Below are 20,976 nucleotides of genomic sequence, written 5' to 3'. Positions count from 1 at the left end.
CACTCGTCCGCCGGACGGACTCCGGCCGGGCTCAGCCGACGAGGGGGCGGGAGGCCGACAGGCGGCGGTGCCAGCCCATCGCCGACGCGTCGGTGAGCGAGGCGATCTGGTCGACCACCGCGCGCAGCCGCCCCGCGTCGTCGGCCGCCTGCTCGAACTGCGGGCGCAGGGCCGGCTCCAGCGTCGCGGGGGCGCCCCGCATGACGAGGTCGCCCAGCTCGGCGATCAGCTCGCGCTGCCGGGCCTGCACGGCGTGGTGCGCCTCCCGCGACATCACGTAGCGGGCCGTCACGCCCTTGAGCAGCGCGCACTCCAGCCGGGTGGTCCGCGGCACCTCCAGGTTCGCGTCGTAGCGCCGGCACGCCCCTCTCCCGCCGGGTTCGGGGCGGCAGCCGTACGCCTCGCGGGTGGCGTCCTGGGCCGAGCGGCACAGGCGGCCGATGAGCGTGCTGGTGAGCCGTTTGAGCGCGGCGAGGTCGGCGAGCCCGGCGTCGAAGTCGGCCGGCCACAGCGGCTCGGCGAGCAGCCGCGCGAAGGTCTCGGCCAGCTCGTCCACGCCCGCGTCGGGGGCGTACCACTCCCGGGTCAGGCGGCACACCTCCAGCCGCTCCTCGGGGTCGCGCAGCTCCGCCGTCGTGACGTGGCCGCAGGCCAGCGCGTCCTCCAGGTCGTGCACCGAGTAGGCCACGTCGTCGGCCCAGTCCATGACCTGCGCCTCGAAGCGGACCGCGTAGTCGGGCGCCCCCTCGCGCACCCACCGGAAGACCGCGAGGTCGTCGGGGTAGACGCAGTACGGCCCGCCCTCGCCGGCGAGCGGGACGCCGGGGACGCGGCAGGCCGACCCGGCCCAGGGATACTTGCAGACCGAGTCGAGCGCGGCCCGGGTGAGGTTGAGCCCGGCGCTGCGGCCGTCCTCGGTGATGACCTTGGCCTCCAGCCGCGTCAGCAGGCGCAGGTTCTGGGCGTTGCCCTGGAACCCCCCGCACGGCGCGGCCAGCTCGTCGAGCGCGGCCTCCCCGTTGTGGCCGAAGGGGGGATGCCCGAGGTCGTGGGCGAGGCAGGCGGTCTCCACCAGGTCGGGGTCGCAGCCGAGGACCCTGCCCATCTCCCGGCCGATCTGCGCGCACTCCAGCGAGTGGGTCAGGCGCGTACGGGGACTGTGCAGGCCGCTGTAGTCGGCGGGGCCCACCACCTGCGTCTTGGCGGCGAGCCTGCGCAGCGAGGCGCTGTGGAGCACGCGTGCCCGGTCACGCTCGAACGGGCTCCGCTCGGGGTTCCCCGGCGGCTCAGGCACCCATCGTGCCTGGTCGTGCTCGTCGTAGCGGGCCATGCGTCCTCCTTCCCTGTCGCCCTCGCCCGACCGTCGCGTCCGGTCGTGTCCCGGCCGCGTCCGGCCCCCACTCGGCGGGAGATGGAGCGTACCCCCGAAGGTCGGGTTTCACGACAGATCCGGTAGTACGAAGGAAGATTGCCGCTCTTGCCCTGCTTCGCGGCGCCGGGTGATACTCGGCTTCGCTGCCGAGGAGGAGCCCAGGTGGTGGACAACGAGCTCGCGGAGGTCCTCCGATCGGGACCTTTCGAGCGGGCCCTGCGGACGGCGATCCGCGCCCGGGGGCTGAGTCTCGACCGCCTGCACTCGCGGCTGCGCGAGCGCGGCGTCGCCATCAGCCTGTCCAGCCTCAGCTACTGGCAGCGCGGGCGGTCCCGGCCCGAGCGCGCCGCCTCCCTGGCGGCGGTGCGGGAGCTGGAGATCATCCTGTCACTGCCCGAGTACGCGCTGATCGGCCTGCTCGGGCCGCCCCGTCCCCGGGGCCGCCGGCCGGAGACGGTATCCGTGCTCAGCCACCACGAACAGGTCGTCGTGGGCGCCGACCGGCGCCGGCACCGGGCCAGCGCCCGGGTCGTGCTGCGGGCGGCGGCGCCGGGCGTGGACCGGTACCTGGTCGCCCATCCCCCCGGCGCCCGGCTGCTGCGGGCCGAGTCCTGCCGCCCCGGCCGCAGCGCCGACGCCGGGCCCGGCACGCTGACGGAGCTGATCTTCCCGCATCCCCTGACCACCGGCGAGACCCGCGTCGTCGAGTACGTCACCGCGTTCCCCGCGACGGCCGACCGCTACGACCTGCACCTGCGGGACCCGGTCGAGCAGTTCCTGACACAGGTGCGGTTCGCGGGCGGGCGGCTGCCGGTGCGGTGCTTCCACACCTGGTCCCCGGACGCGTCGGCGCCGCCCGGGGACGCCGGTGAGCTGCGCGTCGACGCGTTCGGGACCGCCCACGTCGTGGACACCGCCGCCCGGCCGGGCGTCCGCGGTCTCCGCTGGGAGTGGGTCTAACTCTTCGTGATCTTCACGTCGTCGACGGCGGCCTCCACCAGGCTGGCCGACGACAGGTCGGCCGCCTCGATCTGGATCCGTACGGTCTGGCCGGCGAAGGCGGTGAGCGACGCGGTGGCGACGCTCCACGAGCCGTTCCGGTTCGCCGCCGCCCCGAGCTGCTCGACGACCGTGCTCGTCGTGCCGCCGATCACCCGCACCCGGAAGTAGTCGGCCGACGAGGCGTTCGACCCGTGGGCGAGATACCAGGAGAGCGACAGCGTGAGCGTCCCCGACGACGGCAGCGTGATCGCGGGCGACCTGATCGTCGTCACTCCCCCGTCGACGTCGTAGTCGCCGGCGCTCGCGCCCGCCGCCGCGCCGGTGACCAGGTCGTAGCTCCCGCTGACCGGCGTGCCGAGCTGCTTGGCCCCGCTCGACGACGTCGCGGCGGGGCTGCCCCGCTCCCAGGCTCCGGAGGTCGCGGTGTCGGTGCCCGCCGCGTTCACCGTCCAGCCGGTCGCGGTCTCGAAGTCGTCGGAGTAGACGGTCGTGGACGGGGTGCCGGTGCCGCAGTACGCGGACTCCTTGCCGATGACGCGGTAGACGCAGTCGGCGTTCTGCGTCAGCAGCAGCGCCGCGGCCCGGTTGCGCGAGGTCTCCCGGTCGATGACCTCGTCGGGCGGGTAGAAGCCGGGGTTGCTCCCGGTCGGATACATCTCGAACGTGTACGTGAAGATCTTGTAGGTGCCCCACATCCAGTCGTCGATGGAGCCGTCGGTGATGTAGAGGTCGCTGGCCTGCTCGGGGGTGTAGCCGTTGGTGGCCGCCATGCTGCGGCCGAGCGCGGCGTGCGCGTCCCGGTCGTCCTGCGTCATGCCGGGGCCGGTGTCGGCCGTCGTGTACCCGTACGGCCACAGGACGAGCTCGCTGTAGGTGTGCCAGTCGATGGCCGCCCTGATCTGCTGGACGCCGCCGACGACCCGGCCGCGCACGAAGTCGGCGGCGGCCTTGACCTCCGGCGCCGACTCGGCCGCCGCGCCTCGGTAGGTCTCGCTGGACGCGGTGCCGGAGGACCCGCCGCAGCAGCCCCACCGGTAGGCCCAGTTGCGGTTGAGGTCGGTGCCGACGCTGGAGCTGCCGGAGTTGGGCTGGCGGTTCTTGCGCCACGACCGGTAGGAGCCGGTGGCGATGTCGTACTCCCCGCCGTCGGGGTTGAGGTCGGGCAGGATCAAGATCTCCCGGGTGTTCACCAGGTCGGTGATCTGGGCGTCGGTGCCGTACCCGTCGGTGAACATGCGCAGCAGGTAGATGGCCATCTCGACGGTGAGGTGCTCGCGCGCGTGCTGGTGGGCGGTGAACAGCACCTCCGGCTCGTTCTCGTCGGTGGCCACGTTGTCGCTGATCTTGACGCCGATCAGGTCGCGGCCCTCGTACGACCGGCCGTAGCTGAACCTGCGGGCGATCGCGGGATGGGCGGCGACGACCTGGTCCACCAGCGTGCTGAGCTCGGCGTAGTTGTGGTAGCCGGAGTCGCCCGTGGGGAAGTCGAAGGTCTGCGGCCCGCTCTCGTCGGCGGGCGGGGAGAGCTCGGTGACCCGGAACCCGAGCGCCCGGATGGCCGCCACCTCCCGGGGCGTCGCGGTGACGACCAGGCTCCGGCCGTGGACCTCGTCGATCGCGGCTCCCGTGCGGGCGACCGCGCTGCGCTGGGCGACGTCGGCGGGGCCGTCCACCTGATACTGCCTCGACGGCGCCGGATCGACGGCCCGCACCGCCGGGGCGACCCTCGCCGATCCGGCCGGACCGGCCGCCGAGGCGTCCGGCGGAGCGGCGGCGCCGAGCACGGCGGGGACCACGCCGAGCAGCACGGCCGCGATCCCCAGCGCCGGCGGGTACAGACGTCTTCTCACTCCACGCCCTCCCTTGCGGTAGGTACGTAGAGTGATCAGTCAGGCGGCCGGGATCAACGTTCACCGGGCCGTGTCACGCGGCCCGGTGAACCATCCGCATCATGAACTGGATGTTCCACAACCAGTCTGGATGTTCTGTGGAATTTCAAGTCACCGGCTGTCGGAGCCCGGGCGGGCCAGCGCGGCGCGGCCCGCCTCCAGCCGGGCCACCGGGACGCGGAACGGCGAGCAGGAGACGTAGTCGAGCCCGATCTCGTGACAGAAGTGGACCGAGTCGGGGTCGCCGCCGTGCTCGCCGCAGATGCCGAGCTTCAGGCCGGGCCGGGCCCGCCTGCCCTCCTCGGCCGCGATCCGCATCAGCCGGCCGACGCCGTCCCGGTCGATCGACTCGAACGGCGAGACGCCGAAGACGCCGAGGTCGAGGTATCTGCCGAAGAAGGCGCTCTCCACGTCGTCGCGGGAGAACCCCCAGGTCATCTGGGTGAGGTCGTTGGTGCCGAACGAGAAGAACTCGGCGGCCCCGGCGATCTGCCCGGCCGTCAGCGCCGCCCGGGGCACCTCGATCATCGTGCCGATCGCCGCCTCCACACCCGCCTCGGCGAGGATTCGTGCCGCCTCCTCCCGTACGATCTCCAGCTCCTGCACGGCGCCGACCAGCGGGATCATGATCTCGGCCCGCGCGCCCTCGACCTGCCGGGCCGCGGCGGCGATGGCCCGCACCTGCATGGCGAACAGGCCGGGGATCGCCAGGCCGAGCCGGACGCCGCGCAGGCCCAGCATCGGGTTCTGCTCGTGCAGGCGCCGGACCGCCTCCAGCAGCCTGCGGTCGCGGTCGCCGGCCCGCTCGCCCGCCACGGCGACCCGTACGGCGAGGTCGGTGAGGTCGGGCAGGAACTCGTGCAGCGGCGGGTCGATCAGCCGGATCGTCACCGGAAGGCCGCGCATGGCCTCGAAGATGCCGGCGAAGTCGGCCGTCTGGAGCGGTTCGAGCGCGTCCAGCGCGACCTGCCGCTCCTTGCCGCCGCCCGGCGCGAGGATCAGGTCCTCCACGAGCCGCCGCCGCTCCCCCAGGAACATGTGCTCCGTACGGCAGAGCCCGACGCCGAGCGCGCCGAAGCGGCGGGCGCGGGCGGCGTCCTCGGGGGTGTCGGCGTTGGCCCGCACCTCCAGGCGGCGTACGGCGTCGGCGTGGGTCATGACGCGGTCGACGGCCCGGACCAGTTCGTCCTCGACCGGCCCGCCCTCGAAGTAGCGCGCCACCGGCGAGGCGGTCACCGGCACCTCGCCCAGGTAGACGGCGCCGGTGCTCCCGTCGATCGAGATCAGGTCGCCCTCGTTCACGACGACTTCCCCGGGCGCGGTGAAACGGCGGGCGTGCGGATCGACCTCCAGCTCCTCGGCCCCGCACACGCAGGTCGTGCCCATGCCGCGGGCGACCACGGCGGCGTGCGAGGTCTTGCCGCCCCGGGAGGTGAGCACGCCGTGCGCCGCGATCATCCCGGCCAGGTCGTCGGGGTTGGTCTCGCGCCGCACGAGGATGACCGCCTCGCCCCGCCCGGCCAGCTCGACGGCCCGCTCGGAGCTGAAGACGGCCCGGCCCGCGGCGGCGCCGGGTGAGGCGTTCATGCCGGTGGTCAGCCGGTGGCTGCTTCCCGTGGCGGAGAACCGGGGGAACATCAGGTGGGCGAGCTGGTCTCCGGTGACCCGGGTGACCGCCTCGTCCATGTCGATCAGGCCCTCGTCGACGAGCTGGGTGGCGATGCGGAACGCCGCCTCGGCCGTGCGCTTGCCGACCCGGGTCTGCAGCATCCACAGCCTGCCGCGCTCGATCGTGAACTCGATGTCGCACAGGTCGCGGTAGTGCCGCTCCAGCGTCGCCATGATGCCGAGAAGCTCGTGGTACGCCTCCGGATTGATCGTCTCCAGCTCCTGCAGGGGAACGGTGTTGCGGATGCCGGCGACGACGTCCTCGCCCTGGGCGTCGCGCAGGTAGTCGCCGTAGACCCCGCGGCGCCCCGAACCCGGGTCGCGGGTGAAGGCGACCCCGGTGCCCGAGTCGGGGCCCATGTTGCCGAACACCATCGCGACGACGTTGACGGCCGTGCCGAGGCCGGCGGGAATGCGCTCCTGGCGGCGGTAGAGGATCGCGCGGGGCGCGTTCCACGATTCGAAGACCGCGCGTACGGCGAGGTCCATCTGCTCGCGGGGGTCGGCGGGGAAGTCCCGGCCGGCCTGGGCGCGAACGATGCCCTTGAAGGTCTCGACGAGCCGTTGCAGTTCGGCGGTCCCCAGGTCGGTGTCGTCCCGGTCGCCCTTGAGGTCGTCCAGCGCGTCCTCGAACAACTCGCCGTCGACGCCCAGCACTGTCCTGCCGAACATCTGGATCAGCCGGCGGTAGGAGTCCCAGGCGAAGCGGTCGTTGCCCGACTGCTTGGCCAGCCCGAGGACCGAGTCGTCGTTCAGGCCGATGTTGAGGACCGTCTCCATCATGCCGGGCATCGAGAACTTCGCCCCCGACCTGACGCTGACGAGCAGCGGGTCGTCCGCCTGGCCGAGACGCTTGCCCATGCGCGCCTCCAGGGCGGCGAGGTGCTCGCCGGCCTCCTCCTCCAGCCCGCCGGGCATGTCGCCGTGCCGCAGGTAGTGGCGGCACGCCTCGGTGGTGATCGTGAAGCCGGGAGGCACGGGCAGGCCGATGTTGGTCATTTCCGCCAGATTGGCGCCCTTGCCACCGAGCAGATCCTTGAGGTCCTTGTTGCCCTCGGTGAAGCCGTAAACATACTTCGGCATCCGACGCTCCCTTCTGGACTTCCACAAAAACCGCACCGCGGCCTGCGACCGGACTGTACCGGGGAAAATCACCTTCAAGCGTCACCCTCTGCCTCATCCGCTGTTTACCCAGTTAGACGATGCCGCAGAGGTCTATTCCAATTGATTTTTACGAGACGTCAGAAGTGGTTCATACCAATTCGCCGCCCTGGCGCCTGTGCCGAGCGTTCGAAACCGCGGAAATGGTTTAGACCATCCGGCCGGTAAGGCCGCGTACCGGTGAGTCGGCCGTCCGGAGCCGTCCATGTGCGATATAAACGAGCCACCCTCCGACCACAGCCGAAGGGGAGGGTTTCCTGTGTCGCGAGCGGTGTCGCGAATGGTGCCGGCGCGGAGGCTGGTGACGGCGGGGCTGGTCACCGGGCTGGCCGCGCTGGCGGCGGCCACCGGTTGCGAGGGCGCGCGGGTCACCCCGGATCAGACCGTCTCGGGCATGCCGGGCCTGGCCTGGAAGCCGTGCGCGGAGACCGCGTCGTCGTCCGGCTTCGAGTGCGCGACGCTGCGGGTGCCGCTCGACTACGCCGCGCCGGACGGCAGGAAGATCGGCCTCGCCCTGGTCCGGCTGCGCGCCACCGAGCCCGGCCGGCGGATCGGCTCACTCGTCTTCAACTTCGGCGGCCCCGGCGGGTCGGGCGTCACGACGCTCATGCAGGCGGCGCACGCGTTCTCCGCCCTGGGCGGCCGTTACGACCTCGTCAGCTTCGACCCGCGCGGGGTCGAGCGCAGCAGCGGCATCCGGTGCCTCAGCGGCCCGCAGATGGACTACTACCTCGCCCACGAGCCCAGCGACGACACCCGGATGGAGAAGAGCCTCGTCGCCGAGTTCACCCAGGGGTGCAAGCGCGAAGCGGGCTGGATCCTGCCGTACGTCGGCACGGTCAACGCGGCGCGCGACATGGAGGCGCTGCGGGCGGCGCTCGGCGACTCCCGTCTCAACTACCTCGGGTTCTCCTACGGCACCCACCTCGGCGCGGTCTACGCCACCCAGTTCCCCGGGAAGGTGGGCCGGATGGTGCTCGACTCGGCCGTCGACCCCTCGGTCACCCTGCTCGACATGGCCAAGACCCAGTCGCTGGGTTTCCAGAAGGCCTACGACGACTACGTGGCCGACTGCGCCAAGACGCGGACGAGCTGCCCGCTCGGCGCCGACCCCGCCGCCGTGAAGGCCGGGGTGCTGAAACTGCTCGACTCCCTGAACCGCAGGCCACAGAAGCAGGGCGGCCGCGAGGTCACCGAGAACGTCGCCAGGGCCGGCATCACGCAGGCCCTCTACAGCAAGCTCACCTGGCCGCTGCTCACCGAGGCGCTGAACGAGGGCAAAAAGGGCGACTACAGCGGCCTGCTCACGCTGGCCGACCAGTACGCCGGGCGGCGGCCCGACGGCAGCTACTCGACCCTGCAGTTCTCGCTGCCGGCGATCCTGTGCGCCGACACCACCGACCGGCCGTCGGTCGAGGAGGCCGAGAAGCTGGCCCGGCGGCTCAGGGCGCGGACGCCGGTCTTCGCGCCGACCGCGGCCAGCGCCGGGTCCTGCAGCGTGTGGCCGGTGCCGGGAGACGACGGCGCCAGACGGGTCGACGCGAGCGGCTCGGCGCCCATCCTGGTGGTCGGCGTGACCAACGACCCCGCCACGCCGTACCAGTGGGCGCCGCGGCTCGCCGGACAGCTCCGCACCGGGGTGCTGCTGACCCTCGCCGGCGAGGGCCACGGCGCGTACGGCCAGAGCCACTGCATCGACGACCGCGTCAACGCGTACCTGCTGGAGGGTCGGGTGCCCGCGAAGGACACGCGCTGCGCCTGATCCCCCACGTGGCTCTCTCGACCGTTTACGCGGGAAGGCCCCGCCCGGGAGATGTCCCGGGCGGGGCCTTCGGCGCGCCGATCAGTCGTTCAGGTGCTGGCGCAGGTAGGGCTCGACCTGGTCGAGCGCGACCCGCTGCTGGGCCATCGTGTCGCGCTCGCGGATCGTCACGGCCTGGTCCTCCAGGGTGTCGAAGTCGACCGTGATCGCGAACGGCGTGCCGATCTCGTCCTGACGCCGGTAGCGGCGGCCGATCGCGCCCGCGTCGTCGAAGTCCACGTTCCACCGGCGGCGCAGCTGCGCGGCCAGGTCGCGGGCCTTCGGCGACAGGTCGGCGTTGCGCGAGAGCGGCAGCACGGCGACCTTGACCGGGGCCAGACGGTGGTCGAGGCGCATCACGGTCCGCTCCTCCATCACGCCCTTGGCGTTGGGCGCCTCGTCGACCGTGTAGGCGTCGAGGAGGAAGGTCAGCGTCGCGCGGTCCACACCGGCCGCCGGCTCGATGACGTACGGCACGTAGCGCTCGCCCGACTCCTGCTCGAAGAACGACAGGTCGGTGCCCGACGCCTTCCCGTGCGCGGTGAGGTCGAAGTCGGTGCGGTTGGCGATGCCCTCCAGCTCACCCCACTCGCCGCCGGCGAAGTTGAAGCGGTACTCGATGTCCACCGTCCGCTTGGAGTAGTGGGACAGCTTCTCCTTCGGGTGCTCGTAGAGCCGCAGGTTGTCCTTGTTGATGCCGAGGTCGACGTACCAGCGCAGGCGCTCGTCGATCCAGTACTGGTGCCACTCCTCGTCGGTGCCGGGCTTGACGAAGAACTCCATCTCCATCTGCTCGAACTCGCGGGTGCGGAAGATGAAGTTGCCGGGGGTGATCTCGTTGCGGAACGACTTGCCGACCTGGCCGATGCCGAACGGGATCTTCCTGCGGGCCGACTGCTGCACGTTCAGGTAGTTGATGAAGATGCCCTGGGCGGTCTCCGGACGCAGGTACGCCAGGCCCGACTCGTCCTCGACCGGGCCGAGGAACGTCTTCAGCAGGCCGCTGAACTGCCGGGGCTGGGTGAAGGCGCCCTTGTTGCCGCAGTTGGGGCAGGTGACGTCGGCCAGGCCGCCCGCGGGCTCGCTACCGTGCTTGGCCTCGTACGCCTCGAGCAGATGGTCGGCGCGGTACCGCTTGTGGCACGACTGGCACTCGGTGAGCGGGTCGGTGAACGTCTCGACGTGACCGCTGGCCTGCCAGACCTCGCGGGCGAGGATGACGCAGGAGTCGAGGCCGACGACGTCGTCGCGGCCCTGCACCATGGCCTTCCACCACTCGCGCTTGACGTTGTTCTTGAGCTCGACACCCAGGGGTCCGTAGTCCCAGGACGCCCGCAGGCCTCCGTAGATCTCGCTCGACGGGAAGACGAGCCCGCGGCGCTTGGCGAGGCTGACGATCGTTTCCAAGACGTCGGTGCGACGTGCCATCAGTGGAACTCCATCCGGCTGGGTGTCGGCGTTGAGATCGGGTCGGTTCAGATCGAGGTCAGCGGTGCGCCGGCCGTGCCCGAAGCGGGCGGGCCGGGCCGATCGCCTGCCTGCGGCGGCGGTGATGTCTGGCCACCTGCCCGGATCTGTGCCCAAGCTTAGGGGAATCCGGCGCCCCCGCGCTCACGCCTTGCCCGTGGTGCCCCTGCCCGTGGTCCCGCTGCCCGTGGTGCCCGCGTTCACGCCGGCGCCCGGAGGCGTGTAGACCTCCTCGAAGGCCCCCGGCTCGTTGATCATGAGGGTCATCAGCGGATACATCTCCATCCGCGCCGCCGACAGGGCGCGCCGGTAGTGGCCCGCCCCCTCCCACTCGCTGACCAGCGCCCACAGGGCGGGCTCGTCCACCGCCCTGCCGAGCCGTCCGCGCAGGTAGCCCGGCTGGGCGGCCAGCAGGTCCAGGATGGCGCGGGCCTGGGTGGCGAACTCCTCGGTGCGGGCGCCCGGCACCGAGTAGCGGATCACGGCGAGCATGCCGCCCAGCATGCCACCCTCCCCGGAACGGCCGCCGCGAGGGGCGGGCGAAGGGGCACGGGGGGCGGGGCGCAGGAGGCGGGGACGGCATTAGGCTCTCAGGCGTGGGAAGCGAAACGGAACCGCCGCGCCGCCAGGTCCCCGCGCATCCCCTGGCGCGCAGCAAACCCGCCGGGGAGACGCAGGCGCGGGGAGCACGGGCGGGAGGAGCGCAGGGGCGGTCGCCGCGCCCGGTGCGTCCGCTGCCCACCGGCGAGCACTTCTTCACGCCGGGCGCCACCGGGGCGCGCCGGACAGTCGAGACGAAGAGCGCCCCGCTGCTGGTCTTCCTGTTCCAGATGCCCCGCTGGCTGGCCCCGGTGGTCCTGGTGGCGCTGCTCATCGCCGGGCTGGTCGTGCCGGACTGGCGCGGCGGCGTGGCCGTGCTCCCGGTGCTGGCGTTCATCGCCTGGCTGGCCTACCTGTCGTGGCCGTCGCTGCGGCCGCTCGGCCGGTTGCTCCGCGTGGCGGTCGGGACGTTCCTGGTTCTCCTCGTCGCGACCCGCTTCGGGCTCTTCTGACGCGGGCCGTCCGGAGGTCTCCGCACCCGCCGGTTGGACGGCACCGCTCGACCCGCCGGACACGACTTAACCTGTACTTCGTAGGGCGCAAGTGCGTAGCGCGCCGCCGTACCCGGGAGTCCCTCATGACCAAGAGCCGCGACGCCGTTCACGAGATCCTCCGCCAGAGCGGCGGGTTCCGCAGCGCGCAGGACGTGTTCGCCGAGATGCGCGCGGACGGCTCGAAGATCGGCCTCACGACCGTCTACCGGGCGCTCCAGTCGCTGTCGGACGCGGGCCGCGTCGACGTGCTGCGCACCGACGAGGGCGAGTCGGTCTACCGGGCCTGCCAGAGCGACACGCACCACCACCACCTCGTGTGCCGGGTGTGCGGGCGCACGGTCGAGGTGGCCGGGCCGGACGTGGAGCGGTGGGCCGAGGTCGTCGGGGCCGAGCACGGCTTCATCGACGTCACCCACACCGTCGAGGTCTTCGGCACCTGCTCCTCGTGCGCCGCGTCACGCGGTGAGACCCCGTCGGCGACGCCCTCCGGCGCGGCGGGAAAGGCCGCCGGAAAGGGCTGACCCCGCCCCGCACGCGCTTCGCGGGGAGTACGCTTCCTGCGCCTCGCCAAGCCCGCCGCGACAAAAGGAGATGGCGTGCCGTTCAGCCATGACATGGTGTACTCGCTGGCGACGGTGGTGGACCTCGTCAACACCGGCGCCGGCGAGCGCGACGGGCTGGCCGAGGTCGCCGACCTGGCGGAGTTCGTCGGCAGGCGGGAGGTCAGCGGGGTGCGGACGCTGACCCGGCGGGACCTCGCCGAGGTGCGCGCCCTGCGCGAGGCGTTCCACGCCGTGTTCACCGCGCCCGACCAGACGACGGCCGTCAGGGTGCTCAACACGCTGCTGGGCCGCACCCGCATCACGCCGAGCCTCACCGAGCACGACGGCCATCCGCTCCACGTCCACTACTTCGCGCCCGACGCGTCGGTCGCCGAGCACCTGGCCGCCGACTGCGGCGTCGCGCTCGCCCACGTGCTCGTGGAGAACGAACGGGAACGTCTGCGCACGTGCGCCGCGCCCGACTGCTCGCACGTCTTCGTGGACGAGTCGCGGAACCGTTCCCGGGTCTACTGCGACAGCCGCACCTGCGGCAACCGCATGCACGTGGCCGCCTACCGGGCCCGCGCCCGCCGCCGCGACGCCTCCTGACGCCTCCTGACGCCTCGGCGTCACCCGTACGGCACCGGCCCGTGCCGCGGGTCCCGCTACCGCGGCGCGTGGGAGGCGGGGGCGACCTCGTTCGGGAGCGCGCCGCCGTACCTGCGGTCGCGCTTGGCGTAGATCTCGCACGCCTGCCACAGGTCGCGGCGGTCGAAGTCGGGCCACAGTTGGTTGAGGAACACCATCTCGGCGTACGCGGACTGCCAGAGCAGGAAGTTGGAGGTGCGCTGCTCGCCCGAGGACCGCAGGAACAGGTCGACGTCCGGGATCTCCGGCTCGTCGAGGTAGCGCGCGAAGACCTTCTCCGAGACCTTGCCGGGCTTGACCCGGCCGTCGGCGATGTCGCGCGCGAGCCGCACGGCCGCGTCCACGATCTCCGCGCGGCCGCCGTAGTTCACGCAGAACTGCAGGGTCAGCGTGCTGTTGCCGACCGTCCTGCGCTCGGCCTCCTCCAGCTCCTTGATCACGCTTCGCCAGAGCCGGCCGGGACGCCCGGCCCAGCGGACCCGCACGCCCATCGCGTCGAGCTCGTCGCGCCTGCGCCGGATGACGTCGCGGTTGAAGCCCATGAGGAAGCGCACCTCGTCGGGTGAGCGCTTCCAGTTCTCGGTCGAGAAGGCGTACGCGGACAGGTAGGGGATGCCGATCTCGATGGCGCCCTCGATGACGTCGAACAGCGACGCCTCGCCCATCTTGTGTCCTTCGGTCCTCGGCAGCCCGCGGGCCTTGGCCCAGCGGCCGTTGCCGTCCATGACGATCGCCACGTGACGCGGCAGCAGGTCGCGCGGAATGTCGGGCGGGGTGGCCCCGGACGGGTGCGGAGTGGGAGGACGAACCATGCACCCGAGCGTATTGCGTCCGGACCGGTCCTCAGGTGCGGAAGACGTGCGGATCCGGTGCAGGTTCGGCATCCCCGGGACGGCCGCCGGCCGCCCCCGGCCCGGCCTCACGGGGACGACCGCTCCAGGGGAACGACCCCGGCGCCCGGGCCTCCCCGGCGCCGGGCCACTCCCGCTCGACATGGCGCAGCGAGCGGATGCCGTGCTCCAGGTGCCACTGCAGGTAGGCCGCCACCAGGCCGCTGCACTCGGTGCGGTGCCGCGGCTCGGAGGCGTCCGCGGTGGCCCAGTCGCCGCGCAGCAGCGCGATCATCAGCGCGATCGTCTCGGCCGCCGGGACGGCCGCGCCGGGCGGGCGGCACGCGCCGCAGACCACCCCGCCCGCCACGATCGCGAACGCGCGGGCCGCCTCGGCGCCGCACCGCGCGCACTCCGCCAGCGCGGGGGCGTAGCCCGCGACCGCCAGTGAGCGCAGGAAGAAGGCGTCGAGCACCAGGCGGGCCTCGTGGCCGCCCTCGGCGAGCGTGCGCAGACCACCGACCAGCAGCAGGAACTGGCGCAGCGCCGGCTCCTTCTCCCCGACGGTCAGCCGGTCGGCCGTCTCCAGCATCGCCGTGCCCGCCGTGTATCTCGGGTAGTCGGCGACGATCGCCCCGCCGTACGGGTGCAGGGTCTCGACCTGGGTGATCACGTCGAGCGACCTGCCGCCGTGCAGCTGCAGGTCCACGTGTGAGAACGGCTCCAGCCGGGCGCCGAACCGCGACTTGGTCCTGCGTACGCCCTTGGCCACTCCCCGGACCTTGCCGGTGCGCCGGGTGAGGAGGGTGATGATGCGGTCGGCCTCGCCCAGCTTCTGGGTGCGCAGCACGACGCCCTCGTCGCGGTAGAGGCTCACTCCGTCATCGTAGGGTCCGCCCGGCGGCCGGCGCCCCCTCGGGCCCCGTACGAGGGCTTTCCTCCCACTCCAGCGCATGAATGGTGAAAATTCGGTAATGATCCGGCGACGAAGCCGACTGGCAAACCCGGGCGAAGCTGTACATACAGCGGCCGTACGGTAAACCTGGGGTGCCACGTCCGAGCGGAAAGGTCACTAAGCTTTGGCCTCCGGCGGACTTCCCCGCGCCGGTCAAGCCCCGAGGGCCTGACTCCCCCGTTGCGTGAAAGGTTGCCATGACCCGCGTGGTCCTGCTGGGCGCGCCGCCCGGCCCGATCGCTTTCCCGCCGCCCGGCGGCCGGCCCGCCCTGCCCGCGGCCGTCACGCTGACCTCGCTTCCCGGGGCGCCCACCGCGTACGACCGGCTGCTCGCGCAGGCCGCCGCGCTGGACCCCGAGCCGACGACGATCGCCCGGCCCGGCGACGCGGCGGCCTACCACCGGCCGTACGGCCGGGTGGTGGAGAGCCGGGACGTCGCCGGTGACCTGCGCGCGCTCGCCGACGTGGCGGAGGCCACCGAGGCCGCCGGGGACAACCTGCTGATCCTGCCGGCCGACTCGCTGGTGCACGACGAGCTGATCTACCAGATCACCAAGGCCAAGCGGGCCGCCCTCGCGCTGATCGCCCGGCCGGAGCGGGACGAGAACGCGCCGGTCGAGGAGGTGCCGATCGAGGAGGCGGTGCCCGAGATCGGCTCGGAGTTCCTCGAGGGGCTGCCCGTGCGCACCCGCGCGGGCCGTGGCCGGATCATCTCGGTCGGCACCGCCTACCACGCGGTGACCCGGCCGAACGCGGCGCTGCTCGGACCGCTCCACCTGCACCAGCGGCACCTGGCGACCCTCGCCGAGGCCGCCCGCGACCTGGCGGAGATGGCCCACCTGTTCGGCCCCGAGGACGACGTGACCGAGCTTCTCGTGCTCGGCCTGGTCCGGCGTGGCGTGTCGGTCGGCCGGCGGGGCCGCCGCGACCTGTTCTTCCGCCGCGTCCGCAGCCAGGCGGAGGCCGACGAGGCGCTGGCGGAGATGGCCGGCTACGACGAGGACCGGGCCCGGCTCGACAACGCGGTGAAGGGCGCCGACGGCTTCTTCACCACGTTCTTCGTCAGCACCTACTCGCGCTTCATCGCCCGCTGGGCGGCCCGCCGGGGCCTCACCCCCAACCAGGTGACGCTGATCTCGATCGCCCTCGGCCTGCTGGCGGCCGGCGCGTTCGCCACCGGCACCCGCTGGGGGGGCGTCGCCGGCGGCGTGCTCATCTACTTCGCGTTCGTCTTCGACTGCGTCGACGGCCAGGTCGCGCGGTACGCCCGCAAGTTCGGCGTGCTCGGCGCGTGGCTCGACGCCACGTTCGACCGGTTCAAGGAGTACGCCGTCTTCGTCGGCCTGGCGGTCGGCGCGACGGTGTCCGGGCAGTTCGGCGACGGCGAGGGCGTCTGGACGCTGGCGCTGGTCGCGCTGGCCCTCCAGTCGGTCAAGCACCTGCTCGACTTCTCGTTCGGCGCGGCCAACCGGCGCAGGGCGCCGGTGCCGCTGCCCACGCTCGACCTCACGGTCGCCGACGACCGCCCGCTGCGGGAGGCGCTGGAGGAGCGCAGGGCGAGCCGGAGCACCGGCGTGCGCGGGCTGCTGCGGCTCTGGACGAAGGCCGGCAAGTTCCGCCCGGTCCACTGGGCCCGCAAGATGATCGTGTTCCCCATCGGCGAGCGCTTCGCCGCCATCGCGATCACCGCCGCGTTCTTCGACCCCCGGGTCACGTTCCTCACGCTGATCATCTGGGGCGGCGTCGCGGCCACCTACACCCTCACCGGACGTCTCCTGAGGTCACTCGCATGATCACCCAGCCGCAGGCCATCACCCCGCTCCCCGACCCGGACGAGGAGCGCCGCCGCGTCCAGACCGCGCGCCTGCTCGCCTACCGCGACGACGGCCCGCTCGCCACCGCGCTGAAGGGCACCCTCGGCCGGCTGCTGCCGCCGGTGCCCGCGACGGTGGTGGCACTGCTCGCCATCGTGGCGGCGGCCGTCGCCGGGATCCTCACCGACGGCCCGGTCCTGCTCCTCCCGGTGGCCGTGCTGCTCGTGCTGGTGCTGCCGACCGCCGGCCGCGACCACCTGGGCCGCTTCGACTGGCTCACTCCCCCGCTGCTGCGGGCTGCCGAGTTCCTGACGATCATCCTGCTCGGGCTGGCGGAGAGCACGCCCAAGTGGCTGCTGTTCGTGCTCATCTACGTGATCGGCTACCACACGTACGACACGGTCTACCGCACCCGGCAGGGCATCTGGCCCCCGGCGTGGCTGTACCGGGCGGGGCTCGGCTGGGAGGTCCGCCTGCTGATCCTGGGGGCGGGCGCCGCGGCCGGGTGGCTGACCCCCGTCGCCGCCGTCCTCACGGCGTACCTGCTCGTGCTGTTCGCGATCGAGAGCATCACCAGCTGGGTGCGGCTGGACAAGGCGTCCGCGCTGGCCCAGGCCGACCAGGACCTGGAGCAGTCGCCCGAGGACGCCGCCGAGCAGGCGACCGGCGACGCCGACCAGGGCTGAAGCACGCGGCGCGGCGGGCGGCGGGCGGTCAGTAGGAGGAACGCGCGTCGAACAGCGCCCAGACCACCTTCCCGCCGCCCCGGGTGAGGATCCATCCCCAGGCCGCGCACAACGCGTCGACCAGGTGCAGCCCGCGGCCGGACTCCGATAGATCGCTCCAGGGTGACAGCGCGGGCACCCGCGCGCTGGCGTCGCTCACGCCACAGCCGATATGAAAACGGTGCCTCACCAGCCTCAGCCGGATCGGCGGGGCACCGGCAGGCTCGGCGGGCGCATGGCGGAGCGCGTTGGTCACCAGTTCCGACACAACAATCTGCGCGTCAGGCACCAAATCGTCGGCATCCCAGCCGCACAGGGTCCGGGCGGTGAAATCCCTGGCGACGGCGGGCGAGGTGGTTCGCCCGTGAATGTCACACGTCGCCGACGCGGGCAGGGACAGCCCGGCGACGTCGTCCTCGTCGAACATCGCGGTCAGCCACGAAGGCGCGGTCGCGGCTCCCGGGCCTGCCAGGTCTGCTGTCATCGCGGGTCCCTCAGGTCTCACCATTACATGATGTGAATTTCCCTGCCGTCGTGTATCTTGCCCTGTGCCTTGCGGGTGCAAGCGCGCGTGCACGTGCAAATGTCGGATGCCCGCGACTTTTCGTGGAAGTCCCCAGAAAACCCCGCCTCTGAACCCATCCGGTAGGATGATCAACCGAATAGTCCTCCGTCCGACCTGTTTCACCCCCTCGGACTCCCGGTTCACGAGGCAATCACCCGGAGCGTCGCCAATGGAGACCACGTGAACGCGCAGGCGGACAACGCCGCCTCGTTACCGTTAGGGCTCGCCAGGAGCGGCCCGACGGCCCTGCGGCTGGTGCTCGGCGCTCAGCTCAGGCGGCTGCGCCGGGAGAGCGGCATCACTCCGGAGACGGCCGCGCACACCATCCGCGCGTCGCACGCGAAGATCAGCCGGCTGGAGCTCGGCCGGGTCGGCTTCAAGGAGCGGGACGTCGCCGACCTGCTCACGTTGTACGGCCTCACCGACCCGGACGAACGGACGGTGCTGCTGGACCTGGCCCGGCAGGCCAACGTGCCCGGCTGGTGGCACAAGTACAGCGACGTGCTGCCGGGCTGGTTCGAGTTCTACGTGGGGCTGGAAGAGGCGGCGTGCATCATCCGCTGCTACGAGCTTCAGTTCGTCCCCAGCCTGCTGCAGACCCCCGAGTACGCGCGGGCCACCGTGCAGGTGGCCAACGCGGCACGGCCCGCCGACGAGATCGACCGGCACGTGGACCTGCGGCTGCGCCGGCAGAAGCGGCTGACCGGGCCGGACTCGGCGACGCTGTGGGCCGTGGTGGACGAGGGGGTGCTACGCCGCCCGGTCGGCGGCCCGGCGGTGATGCGGGCCCAGCTGGAGCATCTGCTCGAGGTGACCGGGCGGTCGAAGGTGACGTTGCAGGTCGTGCCGTTCGACCGCGGCGGGAAGTTCACCGTGGGCGGGCCGTTCACGATCCTGCGCTTCGACGCGCCCGAACTGCCCGACGTCGTCTACACGGAGCAGCTCACCAGCGCCATCTACCTGGACAAGGCGGAGGACACCGAGGCGTACACGCAGGTGCTGAACGCGATCTGTGTGGAGGCGTACTCGGCCGAGCGGACGACCGCGTTCCTGAAGGAACTGCTGGCCGACTACCGGTGACCCGCCGGACGGCGCCCGGAAGGGCCGGGGCTCACCCGCCGGAGGCCTGACCGGGCCGCCGGCCGGAGAAGAACGCCTGACACGTCTCGGCGAAGGCGACCGCCCGGGCGGTGGGCCGCACGCCGCGCACCGAGGCGAGCACGACGTCGAGCGCCGGGACGTCGTCGCTGATCGGCACGCAGGCCACCCGCCCGCCGTCGTAGGTCTGGTCGCTGTCGGCCCGCTGGTTCAGTATCGAGTAGCCGTGCCCGCCGGCCACGAGCGAGCGGGCGGTCTCGTAGCTCGACGTCCGGAAGCGCACGCGCGGCTCCGTCGGATAGATCGCCCGGAAGTAGTCGCGGCTGCGCGGCAGGTCGAGGAGGATCATCGGCTCGGTGGCCAGGTCCGCGAGCGACACCGCCTCCGCCTCCGCCAGCCGATGCCCCAGGGGAAGCAGCGCGTACGGCCGGGCCTGGGTGAGCGGCCGTATGTCGAGATCGAGGGCGAGGTCGATGGCGTAGACCAGGGCGACCTCGCATCTGCCGTCGAGCAGCGCCGCCTCCATCGCGGACAGCTCGCCCTCGGCGACGCTGACCCGCACCCCCGGGTAACGCCCCGCGAAATCACGCAGCAGGCGCGAGAGGTAGAACGGCGCGAGGGTGGTCAGGCAACCCACCGCGAGCTCGCCGGTGAGCGAGCCCGCGAGGCCGCGCGCCGACTGGGCGAGTGCCGCCGCGTGGGCGAGGAACTCCCGCGCCTCGACGAGGAAGCGCTCGCCCGCGCGGGTCAGCGACAGGCCGCGGGCGTGGTGGCGGATCAGGAGCTGGACCCCGAGCTCCCGCTCGACCTGCGCGATCGCGGCCGAGATCGCCGACTGCGCGACCATGAGCTCTCTGCTGGCCGCGGTCATACTGCCGAGCTCGGCCGCGGTTACGAAGTAACGCAGCTGGACGAGGGTGAAGTTGGCGTCCGCCACGCCACCCATTGTGACCGTCTCCGGCCCCGCTGGCGCCCGCGATCCGGTATCAACTTCGAATGCCTTTTCCGGCCCCTGATCAGGCCTTTTCCCACCGGAAACGATTCGCGCCCAGGGCGAGCCCCCCGATCGCGAGGGCAGCCACGCGGCGGCGGCGACCCTGGATCAGTGCGGTGCCAGAGGTAACCGGATAGGACGGTGATTACCATCCGCCGTCCACTTCACCTCGCTCAACGGAATCGCCGGCCGCAGGTTCGGCAGGCGTTCCACCAGGGCGCGCAGGCTCTCCTGGAGCTCCATCCTGGCGAGATTCGCGCCCAGGCAGTAGTGCGGCCCGTGCCCGAACGCGAGGTGCGGAGTCGTCTCCGCGGAGGTGAAGCGGCGGACGTCGAACCGGCCCGGATCCGGGAAGACGCTCGGATCGTGATCGGCCGCGTACGGGTTGGGCAGCACCACATGCCCTCCGGGGATGACACCGGACTCGACCGTGATGTCGCCGGTCGCCAGGCGCAGCAGGCCGTAGCTGCCGGGACCGTCGAAGCGGAGCAGCTCTTCCACGGCCGGTTCGACCAGGCCCGGGTCAGTGACGAGGTCGTCATATCGTTCGCGGACCAGCAGCAGCCGGTACACCCCCCGCGAGATCATGGTGGTGAGTGTCTCGTGCCCTGCGGCCAGGAGCATGAAGACGGTGTTGACGAGCTCGTCCTCGGTGAGGCGGTCCTCCTGATCACGCGCCTGGATCAGCAGGTCGATCAGGTCGTCCCCGGGCTCGGCTCGATGGGCGCCGACCAGTTCGGCGATGTAACCGAGAAACGCCCCGTAGCCGGCCTGCCGCGCCTCGGCGGACGCCTGGGACGTCGACAGGAAGGCACCGGTCCACTCGTGGAACTGGTCCCGGCGCTCGCCGGGGACGCCGATGATGTGGCAGATGACGCGTGAGGACAGCCGCAACGCGTAATCGGCGACCACGTCGAACTCGCCGGTGAAGCCGTCGATCAGTTCATGGGCGATGCGCGCGGTGCTCGTGCGCCAGCGTTCGACACGGGATCGGGAGAAGACGCCGCTCATGATCAGGCGGTAGCGGGTGTGCTCCGGGGGGTCAAGGTTGATCAGGACGCCGGGTACGTCGTCGATGCCCGGGCCTCGCACCATGCGCGGGAGGCCCGGCCCGGCCAACCGGCGGCTGCTCTCCGGAGAGGTGAGCGCGGCGACGACGTCCTCGTACCGGACGAGCATCACCACTTCGTCGCCGCTGGGCAGGGTCACCTTCTCCAAGGGCGCGCTCGCGTGCCGGCGGCGCAGGTCCGGTGGAGGGGTGCCGTGCTCTCCGGGAGAGAAGTCGGGCCACGGGCATGGGGTGCCGGATGCGCCGGTCACGATGTCTCCCTTCCCTGCGCTCTGGCTGGTG

At 72.1% G+C, this 20,976-nt stretch carries 17 protein-coding genes and 1 pseudogene; 8 read left to right on the top strand and 10 right to left on the bottom strand.

All coding sequences use genetic code 11. From position 1 onward, the window contains the following. Positions 1–31: 31 nt before the first annotated feature. Positions 32–1,330 carry a deoxyguanosinetriphosphate triphosphohydrolase gene (locus F5972_RS32000; protein ID WP_150939034.1) on the bottom strand — a complete coding sequence of 433 codons (1,299 nt, stop codon included), beginning with the start codon at positions 1,328–1,330 and terminating at the stop codon, positions 32–34. 204 nt (positions 1,331–1,534) lie between these two features. On the opposite strand from F5972_RS32000, the gene F5972_RS31995 reads away from it, so the two are divergent. Further along, positions 1,535–2,332 (top strand): hypothetical protein, encoded by a 798-nt coding sequence (locus F5972_RS31995; protein WP_150939032.1) that lies wholly within the window; start codon positions 1,535–1,537, stop codon positions 2,330–2,332. Here the strand turns inward: F5972_RS31995 and F5972_RS31990 are convergent. Next, positions 2,329–4,224: a M14 family zinc carboxypeptidase gene (locus tag F5972_RS31990; protein WP_225312079.1), complete on the bottom strand. Its 1,896-nt coding sequence runs from the start codon at positions 4,222–4,224 to the stop codon at positions 2,329–2,331. The genes F5972_RS31995 and F5972_RS31990 overlap by 4 nt on opposite strands. A 150-nt stretch (positions 4,225–4,374) precedes the next feature. Next, a complete protein-coding gene (ppdK, locus tag F5972_RS31985; protein ID WP_150939029.1) occupies positions 4,375–7,014 on the bottom strand; it encodes a pyruvate, phosphate dikinase in 2,640 nt (879 codons plus the stop codon). 337 nt (positions 7,015–7,351) lie between these two features. On the opposite strand from ppdK, the gene F5972_RS31980 reads away from it, so the two are divergent. Then, on the top strand, positions 7,352–8,854 hold the full coding sequence (locus F5972_RS31980) for an alpha/beta hydrolase (RefSeq protein ID WP_225312078.1): 1,503 nt from the start codon (positions 7,352–7,354) through the stop codon (positions 8,852–8,854). An 81-nt stretch (positions 8,855–8,935) separates the two neighbouring features. On the opposite strand, the gene F5972_RS31975 is transcribed toward F5972_RS31980, so the two are convergent. Both F5972_RS31975 and F5972_RS31970 read right to left on the bottom strand, forming a co-directional pair. Then, positions 8,936–10,321: a glycine--tRNA ligase gene (locus F5972_RS31975; protein WP_150939028.1), complete on the bottom strand. Its 1,386-nt coding sequence runs from the start codon at positions 10,319–10,321 to the stop codon at positions 8,936–8,938. A gap of 183 nt (positions 10,322–10,504) precedes the next feature. Then, the gene (locus tag F5972_RS31970) at positions 10,505–10,864 is read right to left on the bottom strand and encodes an antibiotic biosynthesis monooxygenase family protein (RefSeq protein WP_318527649.1); all 360 of its coding nucleotides are present in this window, start codon (positions 10,862–10,864) and stop codon (positions 10,505–10,507) included. Between the two features lie 92 nt (positions 10,865–10,956). On the opposite strand from F5972_RS31970, the gene F5972_RS31965 reads away from it, so the two are divergent. The 3 genes from F5972_RS31965 to F5972_RS31955 all read left to right on the top strand — a co-directional run bounded on the left by F5972_RS31965 (position 10,957) and on the right by F5972_RS31955 (position 12,605). After that, positions 10,957–11,412, top strand: coding sequence for a DUF6703 family protein (locus F5972_RS31965; protein ID WP_225312077.1), 456 nt, complete (start codon positions 10,957–10,959; stop codon positions 11,410–11,412). A 125-nt stretch (positions 11,413–11,537) separates the two neighbouring features. Then, a complete protein-coding gene (locus F5972_RS31960) occupies positions 11,538–11,975 on the top strand; it encodes a Fur family transcriptional regulator (protein ID WP_150939027.1) in 438 nt (145 codons plus the stop codon). A gap of 75 nt (positions 11,976–12,050) precedes the next feature. Then, positions 12,051–12,605: a CGNR zinc finger domain-containing protein gene (locus F5972_RS31955; protein ID WP_225312076.1), complete on the top strand. Its 555-nt coding sequence runs from the start codon at positions 12,051–12,053 to the stop codon at positions 12,603–12,605. 56 nt (positions 12,606–12,661) lie between these two features. Here the strand turns inward: F5972_RS31955 and F5972_RS31950 are convergent, their stop codons facing one another. Next, positions 12,662–13,456, bottom strand: coding sequence for an isoprenyl transferase (locus F5972_RS31950; protein ID WP_150939026.1), 795 nt, complete (start codon positions 13,454–13,456; stop codon positions 12,662–12,664). 172 nt (positions 13,457–13,628) lie between these two features. Continuing rightward, positions 13,629–14,351, bottom strand: a pseudogene (gene recO, locus F5972_RS31945) (DNA repair protein RecO); the annotation flags it as partial. A 275-nt stretch (positions 14,352–14,626) separates the two neighbouring features. Here recO and F5972_RS39055 point away from each other — a divergent pair. Then, positions 14,627–16,222, top strand: a complete 1,596-nt coding sequence (locus F5972_RS39055) for a CDP-alcohol phosphatidyltransferase family protein (protein WP_150939024.1) — start codon at positions 14,627–14,629, stop codon at positions 16,220–16,222. Next, on the top strand, positions 16,219–16,929 hold the full coding sequence (locus F5972_RS39050) for a DUF5941 domain-containing protein (protein ID WP_150939023.1): 711 nt from the start codon (positions 16,219–16,221) through the stop codon (positions 16,927–16,929). The genes F5972_RS39055 and F5972_RS39050 overlap by 4 nt, the downstream gene beginning before the upstream one ends. Positions 16,930–16,957: 28 nt before the next feature. Here the strand turns inward: F5972_RS39050 and F5972_RS31930 are convergent, their stop codons facing one another. Then, positions 16,958–17,452: an ATP-binding protein gene (locus tag F5972_RS31930; RefSeq protein ID WP_191910415.1), complete on the bottom strand. Its 495-nt coding sequence runs from the start codon at positions 17,450–17,452 to the stop codon at positions 16,958–16,960. Between the two features lie 261 nt (positions 17,453–17,713). On the opposite strand from F5972_RS31930, the gene F5972_RS31925 reads away from it, so the two are divergent. Continuing rightward, on the top strand, positions 17,714–18,613 hold the full coding sequence (locus F5972_RS31925) for a helix-turn-helix domain-containing protein (protein WP_150939020.1): 900 nt from the start codon (positions 17,714–17,716) through the stop codon (positions 18,611–18,613). A gap of 31 nt (positions 18,614–18,644) precedes the next feature. Here the strand turns inward: F5972_RS31925 and F5972_RS31920 are convergent, their stop codons facing one another. Both F5972_RS31920 and F5972_RS31915 read right to left on the bottom strand, forming a co-directional pair. Further along, positions 18,645–19,577, bottom strand: coding sequence for a LysR substrate-binding domain-containing protein (locus tag F5972_RS31920; protein WP_150939019.1), 933 nt, complete (start codon positions 19,575–19,577; stop codon positions 18,645–18,647). Positions 19,578–19,733: 156 nt separating this feature from the next. After that, positions 19,734–20,945, bottom strand: coding sequence for a cytochrome P450 (locus tag F5972_RS31915; RefSeq protein ID WP_150939016.1), 1,212 nt, complete (start codon positions 20,943–20,945; stop codon positions 19,734–19,736). Between the last annotated feature and the right edge of the window lie 31 nt (positions 20,946–20,976).

Source organism: Microbispora cellulosiformans (assembly GCF_008728085.1).
Taxonomy (GTDB): Bacteria; Actinomycetota; Actinomycetes; order Streptosporangiales; family Streptosporangiaceae; genus Microbispora; species Microbispora amethystogenes.
Note: the sequence above shows the minus strand (reverse complement) of the source record. Positions and strands in the feature narration are given on the sequence as shown.